Source organism: Rothia sp. HMSC071F11, from assembly GCF_001809115.1.
In the GTDB taxonomy this organism is placed as follows: Bacteria; Actinomycetota; Actinomycetes; order Actinomycetales; family Micrococcaceae; genus Rothia; species Rothia dentocariosa.
The window spans coordinates 1-19,212 of sequence record NZ_KV795739.1; the positions used below are offsets into that span (position 1 = coordinate 1).

Genomic DNA, 19,212 nt, shown 5'->3' on the forward strand with positions numbered 1-19,212 from the left:
GCTGGTGGTCCTGATTTCGGGCCCGAGTTCCGTATCAGGCAGAGCGTATCGGGAGATTTCACGTGGGCTAAAAACTTCGTCCTCACCTAAGCCTATAGCTTTCTATACACAAGGTGCACAGCAGAAAACCCGTCGGGTCTTAAGAATTTTAAGACCCGACGGGTTTAGCTATGCGGTGGTGGAGGGATTTGAACCCTCGTTGGCTGTTACACCAAACATCATTTCGAGTGATGCACCTTCGGCCGCTCGGACACACCACCAATAGGATATGATTCTACCGCATCCGCCCCAAGGGGGCAAAAACTCCACCCCCTCGCTCGGTTCCATCCAAGGTGTTGGGGACGCCCCTCAAATCCTTAGCGACAAGCGCGTTATACCGCTTATTCTGCCTGAGGATCTTAGTTCCTCACCCAGGGGGTTAGCCTTCAGTCAAGAGCGAACCCATAGCGGCTGTGCACCCCAATATCGCCTGAAAGCCGCATCCGTCAGTGCCGAATATAGCCGTCAAATACCAGCATGACCGCACGGGTGGAGTCCTCGATGCTACGCTGCACCCCGTGTATCTCCCGGTCCATCGCCAGCATAAAAGTAGCACCAAAAATAGAAAGCGCCAACGCACGTGTATCCTGGGCGGTATCGATCGTGTAGCGGCTGCGCAGGGCGCGTACCTGCGACTCTATGAAATCCAGGATTTCTTGGCGGTTGTCCACCATTGAGTCGGTCCAGGCGTCCAGCCCCTTCCACACTTCGCTCACCCAGAGCCTGGTGAACCCTCGGTGTTCGTGCAGATAGGTGAGCGCCGTGGAGATGCTTTTGCGCAGCCCTTCGCGCGGGTCGCTCTGAGCGACGGAAGCTTCGCTCATGCTCTCCACGAGCAGGTGCGTGCCGTATTGCAGAAGCCGGTCAATCATGGTTTTCTTCGACCCGAAGTTGTAGTACACGGTGCCTTTGGAGACCCCGGCGCGTTGGGCGACCTCTTCAATGCTCACGTGGGCGCTTCCCCGATGCTCCATGATCTCCATCGTGGCGGTGAAGAGTTTGCGTTGGGTTTTGCCGGTGCGGCCCGGTCGGCGTGCGGGGTTCGGCGTATCGGGCATGGGGATGGTTCCCTTCGTGGCGGTTGCTGTTCTCTCCATACTAAGGCCCTACACCGTGATTTCGGGGATTAGTTTTTTCAGGGACCAGATGCGGTCACGGCGGGTTCCCAGGTACCCCAGCACCAGACCGACGGCACCCCACAGCAGCAGGTACATCATGATCGGCATCAGGCTGGATTCGTTGATGCCGTAGCTGAGCCTGCGCATACCGGTGACGGCGTAGCCCATGGGGAAGAAGTCGTGCATCCACCTCATGGCGTGCGGCAGGGTTTCGTAGGGCATGGTGCCGCCCGCCGTGATGAGCTGCAGGATCATAATAATCAGGGCTATGAGCTTGCCGGGCGAGCCGAAGAACACCACCACGCCGTGAATGAACAGAGTGAAGATCGTTGCAACGAAGCAGAGGAAGAGGAAGGCAAGCCACGGATGCGCCATCTGGAATCCGAGCCCGAATTTCACTGCCGCGAACATGAGTACTGCCTGGGCGATACCGATCAGTCCGAACGGCAGCCAGCTTCCTAGGATGATGCGCGCCGTCGGTGCCTTTGAGGCCAGTGCACGGTTGTTGAGCGGGCGCAGGGTTTGCACGAGCATCAGGCCGCCGATCCACAGGGCTAGGCACATGAAGAACGGTCCCATACCTTCGCCGTAATTACGTCCGTTGGCTAGGGAACTGTGTTCGAGGTCCACGGGTGAGGACATGACGGAGGCTACGTCTTTTTGCTGTTCTTCGTTCAGGTTGGGGATTTGGCGGGTGCCGTTTTGCAGTCCGGTGGAGAGCTGCCCGGTTCCGTCTTTGAGCTGTCCCGTGCCGTCGGCGATTTGGCCGGTGCTGCTGTTGAGTTTTCCGGTGCCGTCAGCCAGCTGAGATGATCCGTCCTGCAGCGTGGTTGCGCCCTCGTGCAGTTTGTTTTGGCCGTCTAAGGCTTCTTTTTCGCCATCGGCAAGCTGCTGTGCGCCGTTGTGCAGGTTTCCGGTACCGTTTTTGAGTTCGCCGGTGCCGTCGGCCAGTTGGGCTGCTCCGTTATTGAGGGTGGAGGCACCATCGGCAACTTTCCCGGTGCCGTCAGCGAGTTTAGCTGAACCGTCCGCTAGGGTGGTTGCCCCGGAATCGAGTTTGGTGATGCCGTCGCGCAGTGTTCCGGCACCCTGCGCTACCGCCGTGGCGCCGGAATCGAGCTTATCCACCCCGTCAATCAGGGTACTGAGTTTTTGCGCTGCAGCGGATTCCCCGGTGGCCACGCAGTTGTCGTTTTTGAGGGTTTGCAGCTTCGCCAACACATCTGAACCGGCTTGTCCGTGCTGCGCCAGATGGTTTTTGAGTACCTGATCGTTCGCTGATGCTACAGCCGATTTCGTCTGTTCGGAGTTGATGTTGGCGACGATCGCGTCGGCGGTTTCCTGGCTGATGGAGCCGGATTCGACGAGAGGCGCTAGTTTCTGCCGGGTATCTTCGGCAACCTTAGACACCACCGTATTTGACAGATCTGTGCCAAAATCCCCGCTTGGGGCGGAGGTGTCGATCGAGTTCAGGTTTTGGCACATGGCGGTGAGCGTTCCGGGAAGTTGACGCACCCCGTCCTGATCCAGTGCATTCTTGAGCGAATGCGTTCCGTCGGCGACCTGCTGGGCACCTTGGGCGAGGTCGTTCGCGCCTTTCTTAAGGCTGCCGGTGCCGTTTGCGAGGGCTGCGGAGCCATCCGCCAGCTGGGAAGCGCCGTTATGCGCGTCAGAGGCACCGTTGGCCAGGGTTGATGATCCGTCCGCGAGCTTGATGGCACCGTCATTGACTTTTCCGGCACCCTGGTTGAGGGTGCCTGCGCCGTCAGCCAACTGGGACGAACCGTCGGCGAGCTTATTTTGCCCTTCGATGAGCCTGCTGGAACCATCCACCAGCTGCTCAGACCCGTCCGCGAGCTTGACGGCACCATCGTTGAGGGTTCCGGTTCCGTCAGCGAGTTGGGTCATCGCATCGGAAAGTTTGACGGTGTTCGCGTTGATTTTGTCGGCGCCGTCGGCTGCCTCATTCATTTTGCCGTGAATGGTCGTGAAGCTTGCCAGCAGAGTGTTCGCCGTCTTATCCCCCACCTTGGAGGCCACGGAATCCCGCACGGCTGTTCCCGCCTTCGTCACGATGTTGGTGAGCACATAGTTATTGGCGTCGTTCGTGATGATTTCCAGCCCGGCGGCCTGCGGGTTAATGGGACCGGTGTTGCCTTTCTCATCAGGTTTGAACGAGCCGGTACTCACGAGCCTGGCCGAGAAGTCTTTCGGAATCACGAGCGCAAAATCATAGGTCCCGTCGCTCACGCCTTGGACGGCCTTATCACGGGTCTCAACGCTCTTCCAGTCGAAGGTTCCCGCATCCAGCAGGCTCTTTTTGACATCCGCACCGGTGTTTAGATCGTTGCCGGAGGCATCTTTCGCACCCTCGTCTTCCACCACGAGTGCGCCCACAATACCGTTCACATTCCCGTAAGCATCCCAGTTGCCGTACAGGTACAGTGAACCGTACAGTAGCGGAATACACGACATAGCAAGAAGCACCAGTACCGGAAGCACCCCGGAGGTTAGACGCTTAAGTTCGACGAGCGCAACACGAAATACACTCACAATTACTGTTCCTTCTCTGCTGGGTTCTTCGGGTTTGATAATTCTTCGAGCTGTTCTTCGTGGTCTTCGAGGAGAGGCTCGGATACTTCGGATGCGTTCGCCGCCGAGTCTTCCTGCGGTGACCGAACGGTCTGTACCTTCTCGTCCGGATCTTCGCCCTCTAGCGTCTCGCGGTCGTTCGGGTCACCGTGATCGTCGTTGTAGTCGCCGCCGAGCAGGTCATCCAGGGACGATTCGGTTTCCTCCCGCGCGACGGTAAGGCGGATACTCTCGCGCGCATCCTGCGGGGTTTCTTCAAGGTCTTCGTGGGCGTCACCAACCACGGCAGTTTTGCCGTCCCAGCTTTCGGAAATATGCGGAACTACGGCGATCACGGCACGCGGATCGTCTTCGTTTTCGGCGAGTTCCTGCAGATACGGCAGCCACATGCGGGTGTGGTCCAGATGCCGTGAGGGAGTATCAAATACCAGAAGATCGGAGCGGGTATGCGCCGCTAACGCGCTCATCAGACGGATGTTCTGCTCACCTGTAAGCTGTTCGGTCCAGAGCCTGTCGAGCTCGCCTAAATCATTCTGCTCCAGCCAGTGACTCGCCCGGGGCCGACCAAAGAATGGCAGAGAGTACGAGAGCATTTCGGAGACGTAATCATGCACGCGCATATGCACTTCGGGGGCGGTAACTTCTGGGGAATCAATAATGTCAGAGATACTGCGCAGGTGGTGCAAACTGACGGGACTTCGGTGATCCCAGCTGAGGGTTCCGCCGCTGAGCTTCAGCCGCCCGGTAAGGGCTAAGCTCAGGGAAGTGCGTTCAATCTGGCTGTCGGCCTGTATCAGGATGACTTCGCCGCGTTCCACCGTGAAGCTGGTACGGCCGAAGAGTGCCTTATGGCGGCCCCGAGCCCAAATATCGTCTGCGGTTAACATGTGTGCTGAACCTTTAAATGAATACGTGTCAGGATTCTTGGCGCGTCTCCACGTTATGTGGCACGCAGGACCCTGAATTACCTCATCTATCGTAGATCCGCAGAAACAGTGCACATGACCATTTTTTGACGATTTCCGATATTATTTTTGAAATTTATGGATTATTTTTCAAAGAAAAAGCGATTTTCGTTCAAATAAGGGGGGGAGGAAGTCGTACCGGTCCCTTTCGCTTCCCCCCCTATCGTCCTCCTTAGTCTTCTCCGACCAAAAGGCTCGTGATGTGAATAAAACGTTGGAAACCGCTTGATTACATCGCGAGACTTTTATGAGGGCAGACAAGGAATTTAGGCAAAAATACCCAGCAGCTTAGGCCCCTTGCTGTGGGCGGCGGACTTCAAAAAATGTGCGCATCAGCTCGGCACATTCCTCACGCAGCACCCCGGCGTAAACCTGCACATCAAGCCCTAAACGACGGTCACGGAGCACATCATATTGACTCCCTACCGCACCCGTTTTTTCTTCCCAAGCACCCATCACCACCGTGGGTATGCGCGCCATCAGAATCGCCCCGGCGCACATGAGGCATGGTTCAACGGTCACCACGAGCGTGCACTCTTCCAAACGCCAGGTCTTAAGATGCTGTGCCGCCTGGCGAATCGCGTGGATCTCAGCGTGCCCGGTGGGGTCATGATCGTGTTCACGGCTATTGTGCCCCGAGCCAATAATTTCGCCTTCGGCATTTACCACCACTGCGCCGATAGGTATCTCACCGGCGCATGCTGCGCGCTTGCCTTCGTCGAGAGCCAGGCGCATCCAGCGTTCATGCTCAGCCAATGTCGCAATGGTACTGAGGGCTTCGCCGTCACCAGCATGAACACCACTATTGTTATATTCCATATCGCCTATATGTCCTTGTCAAAAGCTATATATTCCTCATGAGAAATACAATTCTCAGTGTGTCACACCCAATGCGAAGGGGTATACGGCGGATGCTCCGCTCACCCGCAGCCGCTGCGCCAACACGGTGATGCTCCAGCGCGAATCCACAATATCGCTCACTAAAAGCACAGGTCCCGGATGCTCACGCAGCCTCTCAATTACCTCAGGCGGAATCTGGTAGGAACGCATGACATCGGCGCATCGGAAAACACTGTTACCGCCGAAGAAACGCGGTTCGGCGGCCAGCTCAGCCTCGCCCAAATACACGAGTTTACCGACATGGGCCAGCCCCTCCCCCAACGAGCGCGCTAACGTGGGACGCACCGGAGACGGTACCGTAAGTACGGTTTCGGGACGGCCGGTTTCGCCCCAGTCCCATGCCGCAAGAACCCGCACGCAGGCCTGCCCGAGGGCTTGGGGAACGGGCGTATCGAGAGGTTCTCCGGATTCGTCGGTCGCCAAAAGTTCACGCACACGGCTGCCCCACCCCACATCGCTGAGGCGTGCCAGCGCGTAACCCGGTTCGGCGCGCTCCGACAACGGAATCTTACCCTTCGGCGCGTTCTCTCCCGCGAGCTCCTGTAGCCCGGTAGGCCACATGCCGCGCGGGGCTATTTCTACGCCAACCGCGTTGAGGGTTCCTTGAGCCTGCTGCACGGCGCGCTCAGAGACCTGTTCGGGATACCAGGGGCCCGCGCACCTATCGCATTTTCCGCACGGAGCCGCCGTGGTATCGTCCAGCTCGCGTGCCAGAAAGACCATGCGGCACCCTTCGGTACTTTCGTAGGCGAGCATGGCCTCTTGCTCTCGAACGCGCGCCTGCGCCACGGCACGGTATCGCGGCGCATCGTAGCTCCAGGGAGTACCGGTGGAGTACCAGCGTGAGCCGATCTTGCGCACCGCATCCTCAACATCGAGTACTTTGAGCAGAAGCTCTAAGGTGCTTCGGCGTAACTGTACACGTGCCTCCAGCGCGGGTATAGAAAGCCCATCGGGCTCATCCGCCAGCGCCTCACACACGGCGTAGGCGTTCTGTTCGTTGGGCATGGATGCGGTCGCAAAGTACTCCCAGATCGCGCGGTCTTCGCGCCCCGGCAGCAGAAGTACATCCGCATGGTCGGTGCCGCGACCGGCACGGCCTACCTGCTGGTAGTAGCTCACCGCCGAAGAAGGTGCCCCAAGATGCACCACAAACCCCAGATCCGGTTTGTCGAATCCCATACCGAGGGCACTCGTGGCAACAAGCGCCTTAACCCGGTTGGTTTTGAGGGCTTCTTCGGCTTCGCGGCGTTCATCGGGATCGGTTTTTCCGGTGTACGCAAGAACCTTGTGCCCGGCGGTTTGCAGCAGCCGGGAGGTGTCTTCGGCGGCGGATACTGTCAGGGTATAGATAATTCCTGAGCCCGGCAGCGTATCAAGGTGTTCAACCAGCCAGCCTAGACGCTGCGCTTCGTCGGGCAGCTGCAGCACGCCCAGCCTTAGCGAATCGCGGGTGAGCGAACCGCGTAGCACCACAACATCCTCGGGGTTGGCGCCTGCGGCAAGCTGTTCGGCAATATCGCGGCTTACACGTTCGTTCGCGGTTGCGGTCGTCGCGAGTACGGGAACGTTCGTATCGAGCTCACGAATAAGTGCCCCGATGCGCCGGTAATCGGGGCGAAAGTCGTGCCCCCAATCGGAGATACAGTGCGCTTCATCAACCACCAGAAGACCGAGCCGCGGTTGAAGATAAGGCATCCACTCTTCACGAAATGCGGGGTTATTGAGTCGTTCGGGTCCAATGAGGAGAACGTCCAGATCGTTTGCATCAAGGCGGGCGCGTATTGCCTCCCATTCGGTCACGTTAGCGGAGTTCACCGTAGCGGCACGAACCCCGGCGCGTTCGGCTGCCTGCACCTGGTCGCGCATGAGCGAAAGCAGCGGGGAGATAATAAGGGCAACCCCGGAACCTTGGGCACGCATCAGAAGCGCCGAAATAAAATACACGGCAGATTTTCCCCAGCCTGTACGCTGTACCACGAGGGTGCGGCGGCGGTCGGTGACAAGCGCCTCGATAGCCTCGAACTGCCCGGGGTGAAAGCTCGCATTCGGGCTTGCGGTGAGCTTTCTGAGCAGGGCTTGGGCGTTTTCATGGAGTGTTGGCATGGGGTTCCTTTGTGAGGGGTTTCTCCCATCATGGCAGATTTCAAGGCTCCGCACATGCTGTACGGTTACCTCGTGCATGCAGGTTTGGGAATACTATAACGGTCACGGAATATATGGGTACTGACTTCACTATCCTTTATATTCTTCATCGGGCATAGACGCCATGATTCTATCAGTTAGCCAAGCTCATGAGGCAGGTTCACACTCTTAATCGTTTCTCACAAAGAATCCCGGTAGAATATTGCGAGACACTTCATAGCTTCCACATATTTTTGCCTTAGTGGTCTCTCAGGCAGACCGCATAGGATTGTGTGCAAGCACCGCGCGTGCCTTGTGTTCGACTATTTCAGGATTTTTCTATGGTTTTTTTTATCCCCGTACTTCTTGCCCATCTGCCGCTGGGGCTCCTCGGTTTCAAGCTTGAAGATGTGCTGATCAGCACCGGTCCGTGGGTTCTGGTGGTTTCGGCCATCATCGTTTTTATCGAATCGGGCGTGCTGTTTCCGGTGCTTCCGGGCGACTCTTTGATCTTCGCTCTGGGTATGCTCCACGACCGCATGGGGCTGTCGCTCTGGTTGGCCTTCCCGGTTCTCATTATCGCAGCGGTAGTTGGCGGTGAGGTCGGGTATCAGCTGGGTGCCCGCTATGGCCGTAATCTTTTCAAAGACGATGCAAAAATCCTGAGCACCAAGAACCTGCACGCTGCGGAAGAATTTTTTGCTAAACGAGGCGGTTTCGCGCTTGTTGTAGGTCGCTTCGTACCGATCGTTCGTACCTTTGTTTCGTTGGCAGCGGGTATTTCTTCGTATCCACGCCGTAGGTTCAACCTCTGGAACATCCTGGGTGCCGTCCTGTGGATTGGTTCTATTGGCATGGCAGGCGTGCTGTTGGGTGGTGTCGAGTTCATCCACAACAATATTGAGATGCTTGCGGTCATTATTGTACTGGTTTCGGTTCTGCCCGTGACCTTTGAATACCTGCGCGGCCGTTCCAAAGGCAAGAGCGAGGCAGCCGAGTAGAGCATCGAAATCTCAAAGCTCTGCGTATGCATAAGGGGGCGGCGAATACAGACTGTATTCGCCGCCCCCTTGTATATGCTTATATTCTTATCAAAGCATATACCCTAATAGTTATAGGGTTGGTTCCCCTGCTGCTGGTAGGGATTTACACCGCTCTGATTCTGCTGGTACATACGCCAGATGCGGCTCTGAGCGGTATACTGCGTAGCATCACGCAGCACCATGAACACGATAATGGCGCCCTGCAAAACCGTGGAGAAGATTGTCATACCAATTGACACAGGGTCGTTCATCGTAGAATACGGGGAATAACTTACCGACCCTGTGCCAGCACCCGTGAGGATCATGATCAGGGCAATCACACCGAATGCAGTACCAATACTACTTAAGACCAAAGCTGTAATACGCGCCCAAGTGTGCCCTTTGGCGTAAAAATAACCGATAACGACCGTAAGAGCGACTATGATGACGGCTATCAGAATGCCAACAACAATACTCGTTGTTATCACCGAGTCTGAAAGATGGACGCTACTGTAGTTCCCATACGGAGAGTACTGGTTCTTCTGCTGTTCGAGCAGGGCATTCATCCTGTCTCGAAGGGTTACCGAGTTGTAAATACTTGATACCAGGGTATAAAGCGCATACCCAAAGATCAGATAAATACCTGTTTTTACCACCGTGCTGGGTTCGGGCTTTTTCTCTGGAACAGGCATATAAGCCCCTGGCTGGTACGGCTGGCCATAAGGTCCTTGAGGCTGTTGGGCGTATGAGGGCTGATACTGCGGATCTTGATAATAGGGATTTTGGCTCATGGTGTGTCCTGGTGACTCTTATCGTGTGTACCGGTGTTATGTCTGCGGCAGTCGTATGCATGCCAGCAACACTTCATATATGGTGCAAAAACGCAAAACGCTCGCCGTACTTCAATGGTAGTGTACGGCGAACGTTTTCGCGCTGTTGAGGGCGCATCCGGGTGTCTGTAGGTTAGTTCAGGCGGTATCCATCACTACCACCGTCGTACCGGTCATTAGGATTCTGCGGTGCGGGGTTTGACCATGATTGCGGGTTCTGTGCCTGCGGGTTTTGTACAGCCTGACCGAATCCTTGTTGAGGCTGGGAATCTGTGGGCTGTTGAACGGGCTGCGGACCCTGATCCTGCCGGTAGCTGCGCCAGAGGCGGCTATCGCTCGTGTACCGGGCGGCATCACCACGAAGCATGAAAACCACTACCGCAATCTGCAAAATAATGCCCAATATAAGAACTATGTATACAGCAGGGCTTATAGATACCTGCTGCGCACCATCCATCTGAGATGTAACGGACTGTACCAGCGACTGGGCGAGAAGGGTGAGCAAGAAGTAGAGCAGATCGCGAATGGTACCGATAATCCCCAGAACAAGGGCGGTAATGCGTGCCCATCCGTGGCCCTTAGAGTAGAAGAATCCGAGGAGAATGGTAAACGCAGCAAAAATTGCACTGATGACATAGCCGAGTCCCGTCGAAGAGTTTACTTCGGTCGTCTTGCCGTTCTCCGTGTGGTATGTCTGGAACCCGAAATCGTCTAAGCCAACGATGGCTCGCATGATCATGTACAGCGCCACGGCGTAAATCAGGTAGGTGCCGATCTTGACGACGGTAGTGGGCTCGGGTTTCTGCGTTGGCACGGGTGCGTATTGAATCGCTGGGTGCATGGGCGCGTTAGGATGCGGCGGCTGGTATGGGGGTTGTTGACCATAAGGATCTTGACTCATGGTTCCTCCTCAACAATGTTTTCTGTGGTTGGGCTGCGGAATTCTCACTTCGATCGTTGAGAGTTCCTTAAAAGAATGTTCGTCGTGCCCCCGCCTGAGGTGCATGACGAACATTGTTAGGCATGCACGAAGTGCATCAAACCTATGAAATTTTCAATCTCTAATTCAGATTGTACCCGCTATTACCCTGATGGTCTTGGGGATTTTGCGGGTTTTGCGGCACATTATTCTGCTGAGCCTGCGGATTCTGAGGAGCTTGCGGGTCATATCCATACCCCTGCTGCCCATTCTGAACATGCTGGGCGTTATGCTGTGCAGCGGGTGCCTGTCCCTCGGATACGGGCACGGCGAGAGCGCTGGCATCGACGGGCTGGTTCTTTCCGTGAAGCGCGTCGTAGTAGGCCTTAGCCTTCTCCATGTACTTTGTTGTCGGCGGTATCCAGGTAAGAATAATCAAGAGTGCAAAAACAGCAACAGACGCTATGCCCAGGTAGACCACGTACACGTAGGAGTTGAGGAACCCAACAAACCTCTCCGGAATGAGGTCCGTCTGCAAAAGATCCTGTACACCCCGCGCGTCATCTAACCTTGGCAAAAAGATGAAAAGGTTAAAAGCAGAAGCACCGATTGCAACCACAGTCAGGGTGGCGGAATTCGACCTATCGCCGTATTTAACCTTGTAAGAAAGGTAGATGAAAGCAACGATAGAGATAACGGCACCAATATAAGCCCTCACGCCAAAGTCGAAGGGATTATCTTTTTTAGGATCCAAATCGGTTGCTCGTGCGAATTCTGCGAATTTCGAGGTCACGGTGAGCTCAAGAATTAAGCACGCAAGACTTACAAGAGCCGCAATAATACCCACGATGAGAACGGCGACAACGGTTCCTCGGTACGCGGGCTTCTCAGGAAGTTCAGCGGCGGGAGCGGGGGCGTTCCCATACATGGGCTGACCGGCGGGTGCGGGTTGTTGGGGGTAGCCTTGGCCTCCGGAAGGCTGGGGATTTTGAGGTAAAGCCGGGTCAGGTCTATGCTGCTCGCTCATCGGTGGTACTCCTTTGTTCTCGGTTACCGTGTTAAACGGCTGTATTATGAGCATAGCGGAGCCTTAGTTTCAGGTCATACATTATTGACCGATGTCGTGAAATATTTTTTAATCACGCCGAGCTCAATATGATATTTCGTCATATACAACGAATTTTTGGACACGCCCGATCTCGAATTTTATTCGGGAAAAACCCTTCAGCGACCGCAAACCATCGCTCCCGGATTCAGAAATGCTGGCCACGCTGCCGTTAGCTCAGGAGCATAGCCCGGATATGTCTTGTACATAGGCTCCCAGAACCTACGGCTAACAGTGCGCGCATGCCTGACGGTAGGCGTTGCTCTCACGCATATACAGGGTAACGCTGGCGGGGAACATCAAAAATCCTAACAGCACCAGGTGCGTCAGTGCCGCCATGCTCAGCACCACAACCGACAAATATGACCCCGGAATATCGGGAACGGCGGGGCGCAGCCAGCTCAGAGTCAGCAGAGAGGTTCCCAAGGTCAGCAGCGCGAGTGAAACCAGCAGAGCACGCGCCAGCGCATACCCCCGAAGAATAAAAATTCCTAGAATAATGTGCAAGAAAACGTTAGCAATAGTCAGAGCGTTACCCAGAGCAAAATTTTCAAAATTCCATGATGCCGTCAAATATATGGTGCGGAGAATAGCAATCATCATGCTGGCGCATGCGGCTATCTTCACCGCACGCGGTAAATAAGGCCGCTCTAAAGAGGCTCTCGGTACGGGCGAATAATTCACCATATTCTCTTCGCCCATATACCCAGAGGTCAGTGTTGTTGTGGAGTATTCAGAGCGTACAGCACTGTCATAGCTCATTGGCGGTATTCCTCCTAGAGGGCTGCGGCATTGTACGAAAGTATCTAAGGTCTTAGCTGAGTGTTACGAAGAACCTCCACAACCCTTAAACCACACGTTACAGGTTCATCAAGCAATATGACAATATCTCTAGGTTTTTGCACTATGTTTTAATATTGAAAAGCGTAGGTTTAAGGCGCTTATAGTTTCATTATTTATCGGTCAGATGCCCAGAAATAAAGGCTTTATGGGCATACAAGAAATTATTTACGCGCAACGAGATCAGTTATAAAAAGGGTGCTGCGACATATATGAAATATATGTCGCAGCACCCTCACGAGGTAAAACTCTTATATCCTCAGGGAGCTAAAGCTGCTGCCCTCCAGAAGGAGGCTGATTCCCCGGTGCCTGCCCCGGATGCGGCGCGGGTGCCGGATATGCATAGGGCTGCGGCATTCCGTAGGGGCTATTGGCCTGGTTTCGCGCCCGCCGCACCGAAGTACGCTGGCGAACATACCTATTCGCGGGCGGCAGCCACATCAGAATCAGGGGCAGAAGACCCACCACCAAAATGGAGATATAGATGATGACAAGTCCGAAAGCTTGACTCCGAAGATCCACTAGATCCGTAAAATTGGCAAACTCGTTGTAGCCTACGATCGAGTCCATCAGGAAAAGCATGACTAAGAGCGTATTCAACACTGTAAAAACCGTCAGAACAATACGCGCCCAGTTGTATCCCAGGAAAATAAAAATTCCGAAAAAAATGTAGATGATGCTGAAGAAAATACCAAAAACAAAACGGCCTACTAGACCGACCTGCATATCTCGAAGTTCATAAAATTCCGGTTTAGCAATAAACTGTTGATAAGCGCTCTCCCCCAACGATTGACGGAGCGCTTCCATCAGGCTACTCACCATAGAGGCCATAACGCCGTATTCGATGACGCGTAAGATGGGCATCAAGATCGCCAAGATGAGGACAGACAGCAGCAGAATCGACATTTTCGGTTTAGCGGCTGATTCCGGCGGCGTGGATGGTGACGGTGCCACCTGATGTGCCGGATTCTGCATATACGGCTGCGAGATCTGCGGGTTTACAGGGTGGTTCTGTCCATACTGATTCTGCGGCTGGTTTGAGTATGCACCTGATGTCTGCGGACCTTGCGGTGGCCGGGGGTCTGGACTGGCGGGCTTGGGGTATTCATTCATCGACAATAGTCCTTACGGTTATAACGGGGTGAAGCACCGCTTTGGGCTTCTTTTCGAGAATAGCGGAAAGCGCTCACACTGCCTAGTATCTGGGCTATGAGTTTGTACCTTTAGTCTGCTCTTCCGAGGCTAATTCCGTCTGAGCCGCAAACCGGTCGGCGTAGCTCTTACTACCCGCCTCAAGCGCTTCTTTAGCTTTCCAGTAGGCTTTAGTATTCCGCATATACACGTTCACAGGCGGCATCCACACGAGAACAACCAGGCATATATTCGCCAAGAAAAGTAACATATATACGGTCACCAGAGCCCCTAAATACCCCTGCGCATTCGCAAAAGCCGGCGCCTCTGGGTCGGACATCGTATAAGCCTGCCCCAAAGCGCTCATACCACTCATCAGCACGCCCAAGGAGGCAAGAATAGTCAGCAGAATGCGACCCCAGTTTTTTCCACTATTCACGACGAGCCCAAAAAGAATATAAAGCAGAGCAGATGTCAGTACGGAAAGAAAATGGAATGTGAGCGTTGAGTTTAGCTGCGCCTGTGCAAACATTCCAGATTTCATCTGCTCAAGAGACATATCACCATACGCAGGTACGTATGTGCGCGATTGATGCCATTTAAAAGCCTCACTCAAATATGAAGACGTTAGGACATACTCCACAAAACGCAGGATTGGGCACACGGTAGCGGTAAAAATTGCGAAGACAAAAACAAAAGTAGGTCTTTTAGGCTCCTTAAAGGCGGCAGCGAGACCTCCCGGATTCGATGCTGCCATATGAGGCTGATACGAGGGCGTGCCTTCCGGCATAGGCGCGGCAGAATATGTCATGGTGCAGTCCTTACACGGGTTTTATGAAATTTATAGTGTTACGTGAATACTCTTTTGAGCATACTAAAAAGTTCTTTGAACACCAGCATTGTGGTTCTCTTATGAACTGAACCTTGGCGGCTTAGATTCTGCCGCCGCCCTAGCTGCCGATCACAATCTGTTCGTCTACGACCGCTGCCCGGGATACTGCTGCCCGGTATTGGGGTTGTAACCTCCTGGCTGCTGACCCGCATAGTAACCTGGCTGAACAACGTGATATGCATATACCTGCTGATATTGAGTCTGTTCCATTAAACGCGCCAGCCGATATGCCTTGAGTTTGCGTACATAACGATTAGCCGGGCGAAGCCACATCACAATTATCGTAAGCAGGTTAACCGCGCAGAGGGCAGCGTATAGAATCACGAGCACCCTCATATACCCCTGTACCTGTGGATTTTGTGAGATCCCTTCAATACCTGTCTGTGCGGTATTAAAAGCCCAGCATTTGAAGGCGCTCATAATAATCCCGATAACGGCAATAATTGTCAGCATAATACGCGCCCAATTCCGCCCCACATATGCGAAACAGCCGAAGAGCAGATAAAGACACGAAGACACGAAAACAGATACCAGCAGAAAGGCTGCCTGGGCGCCCGAGAGTAAAAATGCGGGAACCGCAATGGCCTCGCGATCAATATTCTCTGCATACTGTTGGGAGCTTACCCAGCGTGCCGCCTCGTTCATTAACGATGCACTGACCAGATACTCTATGATCCGTAACGCGATGCATGCCAAAGCACCCACAAGAACCAGCGTCAGTACGAATGTTCGTACAGGTTTTTCAATCTTAACCGCGTTATTGTCATATGTGCCCTGAGGGGCAGCCTGAAGGGGAACTGTAGGATTCTGCCCCTGCCCCACCGCCATATGCTGCTGCAAATGCTGCACATAAGGGTTTGAAGGTTGCTGGGGTGAGGGGTCTCCTGAAGTAGGGTTTGGGTGGTTGGTCATCGGCGATTCTCCTTGAGGTTTTAGCTCAATAGAACTGTGAACTTATTTCTGAGAGTAGCCGACCTCAAGGGCGGTTTGCAGTATTTACACCCGTATTCCATATGTGGAATATTTCTCAGCAGGTTTTCTGCGATATACAAAAGGTACCGCACCAGATCGGAAAACATCTAGCACATCACCCTCAAAATACTCTCTCACCTGCATATATTCCAAATAGAGAATATATTGTGGGGTGGTTTAGAACATCAGGGAGTCCTCACGCTGCTCGGCACGCCATAGGCTTCGCGCATGCATATATTCGCGGGCGGCACGGCTCCAGATCAGTCCAAGAGCAATAACGCTCATCACAAGATACGGCATACCCACATAAAGAGGCACATAAAGCGGCGACGAGTTGGAATCTAAGAGGAACTCTACTTCCTCCATAGGAGCCCCATTAAGACCGGCCATGATAACGCCCACCAGCAAGAGCACAATAAAGGTGCAGAGCATTCCCAACAGCAAGGAGGCAGTCAGCACATACGCAGCCCACCTATGCCCGCGTAAATACGCAAATAACACCACCACATGAAGCGCCATCAGCACGAAGGTTGCCATCATGAAAAATACGAGGGGAAGCTGGTCTTTGAGCGTCAGAAAAGTTTCTGATTCCCAGAGCGATACGCCCTGCAGCGGCACCGTAACAACCCAGACGATATACGAGATCAGAATGTACGCCCACATCCCTATAAATATCGTCATGATGAGGGCTGCCAGAGACACTTGAAGGGGCCTTATAGGCTTGCCCGATATTTTCGACACTAATACCGTGGCCCGATCGTCATGCGGATGCTCTGGCTGGTTTTCCACCCGGGTTTTCCCCTCTCGTACTGGTTTCTAGTGTTAGATTAGCAAGGTTTGCCAGCAAGAGACAGATACAACACCGCCGCGCATGTCATATCATGTCGCGCAACCATACGGTGCGTCCCGTACAGATGTTTACGAAGACTAGCGAATACTCAATGTTGGGCGAGCAAGTATCGCACGCAGAGTATTGAACTTATACAGGGTTACACTCAGCAATGCGATTTCAAGAAGCCATAAAGCACCCAGCGCGCAGAGTACAATCATGGGGTCAAGACCCAGTGAAATACCATCCCAGTTCAAGACGAGAAGTAGGAATGTGATGGGTGAAAGTACCAGTCCAACACCGATAAAGCAGATCAGCGAAAATATTCCCCACACGGAATATACGGATGCGTCCGAAGCGTCTTTGGGCGGACGCGCTAACGGCCATACCTGAACAACGGCGTAGATTGTGATAATCAGCCAGAATCCCCACCCCATATTGGTGGTGTAGCGTGCAATAATAGCGCCTTCAAAAATCCCCAAGAGAGCGAGCACTGCTAACCGGACACCAATGGTGATGTTCAGAGAACGTCGTCGTGCATTTATTGTTTCAAGGCCTGCCTGCATTTGAGAGAATGCGCGATCCGGGTTCTTCGGCGTATATGCCTGATGTGGAATACTATTCCGTCGCGGCGATACATCCTGCTCAACCTCTTGCGAGGTTTGTGATGGGGCAGGTTTTGATGCAGCGGATACTTCCGAAGAACTAGGCGCTGGCGGCGTCGGCGTGGGAGCGGGAATAAAACGTGGGGCAGGCGCATCCTGAGGTGCCTGAGGCTCGGCAGTTTTCGGTTTCGTAGCTGCCCGAAGCGCCTGACGAACCGCGCCCTGTTTCTTGGGCTGCGGTGGCTGTGGGGCTGGTTCCGGCTCCCCCGAATTCTGTCGTGCATGCTCAAGGGCGTATGCGGGCGGCGCTGCCGGAACCGCGTGGCGAATCGGTGCCGTGTAGCGGGTGGGCACCGCATCCTGACCAGCCGGCGGGGCTTCGTCCCGAGGGGAGTCTTCGGCGTTCATGCGGGCAGAAGGAAACGCATCGGCATCATGCGCACGAGATTCGTGATCCACAGCAGTTTCCTCCTCCCCATATATCTCAAAGATACATACGGCTTTTTTCGGAAGATAAATTCCCGAAGCCGAGTGAGTTTTTTATCTACGCATACCCTATCACGGTTGATAGGGGTTCTTCGGGGAATATATGCCTCGTTTCATGCGCGATGCATACACTACAAATATAATCGAGAAAACTAAATCAACCGCAGGTGCAACCGTCGCCACTAGGGAGACTAGCGCCCCTTTATCCACGGTATGTCCCCAGGTCACCACGTTTTCTACTGTCGGGAGTAAAACTAGGGCTCCTCCTATAGCTCCCAAGGCTGAAAGCACAATCCCAATAATGTTGATAACGCGCACCCGCAGATAGTGGCGGTTATTTTTAACGGCTAACCAGCCAAAAATATTGCAGATTGGAAAGGCCGCGATAAGCGTTACTAAAATATACCCGGGCACAATGACTATACGTTCACGTGAAAGGCATTTATCCTGATCCAATGCCTCTTTGCACAAATCAAACGTGTCATTAATACCTGAAATAATACCCATCGCATACAGGGCAAGAAGCGCACCTACAATACCTAGACGCACCAGATATATTGATGCATATTTTCTGATCTCGGAATTATCAGGACCCGTCGATAATGCACCAGAGTACCCGTAGGTACCCGGCACACCGTACGCTGCAGACCCGACAGTATAGGGGTTCTGGGGTGCTGCATAAGCGAGCACACCAGGCTGACCCTGCATTGGATAACCCGCCGACAAGGCTGGATGCGCCACGTGGTGTTCCGCACCCCGCCCCGTCGGCTGTACATCAGAATTATTGCCAGATACGTTTTCTACCGGCTCGTGAGCCACATTTTACCTTTCACACCAAGACAACTCGAATGAGGCACGGTGGGGCACCCCGCAGTGGTTATACACCGGGTTTCGTGAAGTAGTCCTTATGGTTCATCCACGAGGCATGCCGGACGAAAATAATCGAGAAAATAAGCTCTGCCACGGGTACTGCCCCAGCCACGAGGAATATGATAAAAATGGCGAGTAATCCCGAGGATCCAAACGCCGTTATCATGGCTATACCGCCCAAGAGCATTAAACCAGCAAGCACAATCCCCAAAGACGAAAGCACAATGCCAATAATGTTAATGACAAGCACCCTCACGTGGTGCTGATTTTTCCTGACGGCAAGCAGCCCAAAAATATGACATATCGGATACGCGATAAAAATGACAAGGAAAATCGACGCCCCCGTGATTGCTGAGGTGTTATCCTCACGGCATACTCGCTGCGAGTATTCACTCCATGAGTAGCTGCCGGTTCCGCAGTCGCTAAGTTCGATGATCGCACCGATAAGGGCGAAAGTCGTCGCAACAATACCGATCGCAATAAGAGCGCCCACAATACACAGGCGCAGCAGGTACATCAGCGAACGTTTGCGGACAATCTCATCGTGCGGGTTTGCCGGATATGCAGTGTACGGGTATGCGGTTGGGCTCGGCACTGCATATCCCGAATATCCGGGTACGACATGCGGATTCGCATAGGGATTTGGAGGCGTCGATGGACTCGGCGCAGGATAGCCCGGTTGTAACCCGACATACCCTGGCGCTGACGGAGGAGTCTGTTGGTTCTGGGTGTTGCCGGAGTTGTTGGGGTTTTGTTTATCCTCGGGTGAGGGATCCGACTTCGCGGTGTGCTCGCTATGTTCGTGCTGCGATGCGCCACCGGTTCCGTCGGTTTTATGCGCGGTGCTGTCCCCCGAATGATCGTCTACATGCGACGTTGCCGAAGATTCCTGCGGCGCAGTTCTAGGTTCCTCAGGCTGACGGGAAGAATCATCGTTTTTCATGGGGTCTGTGCTCATATATACATCCTCATT

Annotated in this window: 17 protein-coding genes and 1 tRNA gene; 1 reads left to right on the forward strand and 17 read right to left on the reverse strand. The window is 54.0% G+C overall.

Features of this window, described 5'->3' with window-relative positions:
- Nucleotides 1–173: 173 nt before the first annotated feature.
- The 6 genes from HMPREF2554_RS02920 to HMPREF2554_RS02945 all read right to left on the reverse strand — a co-directional run bounded on the left by HMPREF2554_RS02920 (nt 174) and on the right by HMPREF2554_RS02945 (nt 7,720).
- Nucleotides 174–260: transfer RNA gene (locus HMPREF2554_RS02920), tRNA-Ser, on the reverse strand.
- A gap of 225 nt (nt 261–485) precedes the next feature.
- Nucleotides 486–1,097: a TetR/AcrR family transcriptional regulator gene (locus HMPREF2554_RS02925; protein ID WP_246824104.1), complete on the reverse strand. Its 612-nt coding sequence runs from the start codon at nt 1,095–1,097 to the stop codon at nt 486–488.
- Between the two features lie 48 nt (nt 1,098–1,145).
- The gene (locus tag HMPREF2554_RS02930) at nt 1,146–3,710 is read right to left on the reverse strand and encodes a YhgE/Pip domain-containing protein (protein ID WP_013397934.1); all 2,565 of its coding nucleotides are present in this window, start codon (nt 3,708–3,710) and stop codon (nt 1,146–1,148) included.
- 2 nt (nt 3,711–3,712) lie between these two features.
- On the reverse strand, nt 3,713–4,636 hold the full coding sequence (locus tag HMPREF2554_RS02935) for an ABC transporter ATP-binding protein (RefSeq protein ID WP_013397935.1): 924 nt from the start codon (nt 4,634–4,636) through the stop codon (nt 3,713–3,715).
- A 366-nt stretch (nt 4,637–5,002) separates the two neighbouring features.
- Nucleotides 5,003–5,533, reverse strand: coding sequence for a tRNA adenosine(34) deaminase TadA (tadA, locus tag HMPREF2554_RS02940; RefSeq protein WP_013397936.1), 531 nt, complete (start codon nt 5,531–5,533; stop codon nt 5,003–5,005).
- A 54-nt stretch (nt 5,534–5,587) separates the two neighbouring features.
- A complete protein-coding gene (locus tag HMPREF2554_RS02945) occupies nt 5,588–7,720 on the reverse strand; it encodes a RecQ family ATP-dependent DNA helicase (protein ID WP_013397937.1) in 2,133 nt (710 codons plus the stop codon).
- Nucleotides 7,721–8,079: 359 nt separating this feature from the next.
- Between HMPREF2554_RS02945 and HMPREF2554_RS02950 the strand changes: the two genes are divergently transcribed.
- Nucleotides 8,080–8,739 carry a DedA family protein gene (locus HMPREF2554_RS02950; protein WP_013397938.1) on the forward strand — a complete coding sequence of 220 codons (660 nt, stop codon included), beginning with the start codon at nt 8,080–8,082 and terminating at the stop codon, nt 8,737–8,739.
- A gap of 104 nt (nt 8,740–8,843) precedes the next feature.
- Here the strand turns inward: HMPREF2554_RS02950 and HMPREF2554_RS02955 are convergent, their stop codons facing one another.
- The 11 genes from HMPREF2554_RS02955 to HMPREF2554_RS03005 form a co-directional block, all read right to left on the reverse strand.
- Complete coding sequence (locus tag HMPREF2554_RS02955; protein ID WP_013397939.1) at nt 8,844–9,551, reverse strand: cation:proton antiporter family protein; 708 nt, start codon at nt 9,549–9,551, stop codon at nt 8,844–8,846.
- A gap of 172 nt (nt 9,552–9,723) precedes the next feature.
- Nucleotides 9,724–10,491 (reverse strand): hypothetical protein, encoded by a 768-nt coding sequence (locus tag HMPREF2554_RS02960; protein WP_041321589.1) that lies wholly within the window; start codon nt 10,489–10,491, stop codon nt 9,724–9,726.
- A gap of 160 nt (nt 10,492–10,651) precedes the next feature.
- Entirely contained in the window at nt 10,652–11,536 is an 885-nt protein-coding gene (locus tag HMPREF2554_RS02965; protein ID WP_244864812.1) for an ATP synthase subunit B family protein, read from the reverse strand.
- 306 nt (nt 11,537–11,842) lie between these two features.
- Nucleotides 11,843–12,376 (reverse strand): hypothetical protein, encoded by a 534-nt coding sequence (locus tag HMPREF2554_RS02970; protein ID WP_041321591.1) that lies wholly within the window; start codon nt 12,374–12,376, stop codon nt 11,843–11,845.
- A gap of 345 nt (nt 12,377–12,721) precedes the next feature.
- Nucleotides 12,722–13,567, reverse strand: a complete 846-nt coding sequence (locus HMPREF2554_RS02975) for a hypothetical protein (protein ID WP_041321593.1) — start codon at nt 13,565–13,567, stop codon at nt 12,722–12,724.
- 94 nt (nt 13,568–13,661) lie between these two features.
- The gene (locus HMPREF2554_RS02980) at nt 13,662–14,396 is read right to left on the reverse strand and encodes a hypothetical protein (RefSeq protein WP_041321595.1); all 735 of its coding nucleotides are present in this window, start codon (nt 14,394–14,396) and stop codon (nt 13,662–13,664) included.
- A gap of 165 nt (nt 14,397–14,561) precedes the next feature.
- Nucleotides 14,562–15,389, reverse strand: a complete 828-nt coding sequence (locus HMPREF2554_RS02985) for a hypothetical protein (protein ID WP_041321598.1) — start codon at nt 15,387–15,389, stop codon at nt 14,562–14,564.
- Between the two features lie 237 nt (nt 15,390–15,626).
- On the reverse strand, nt 15,627–16,238 hold the full coding sequence (locus HMPREF2554_RS02990) for a hypothetical protein (protein WP_004005686.1): 612 nt from the start codon (nt 16,236–16,238) through the stop codon (nt 15,627–15,629).
- 138 nt (nt 16,239–16,376) lie between these two features.
- Nucleotides 16,377–17,342, reverse strand: coding sequence for a hypothetical protein (locus HMPREF2554_RS02995; RefSeq protein WP_041321599.1), 966 nt, complete (start codon nt 17,340–17,342; stop codon nt 16,377–16,379).
- Nucleotides 17,343–17,441: 99 nt separating this feature from the next.
- Nucleotides 17,442–18,188 carry a hypothetical protein gene (locus HMPREF2554_RS03000; protein ID WP_041321601.1) on the reverse strand — a complete coding sequence of 249 codons (747 nt, stop codon included), beginning with the start codon at nt 18,186–18,188 and terminating at the stop codon, nt 17,442–17,444.
- Nucleotides 18,189–18,246: 58 nt separating this feature from the next.
- Nucleotides 18,247–19,212 (reverse strand): hypothetical protein (locus HMPREF2554_RS03005; RefSeq protein ID WP_210396008.1); only part of this gene is annotated, 966 nt, incomplete at its 5' end.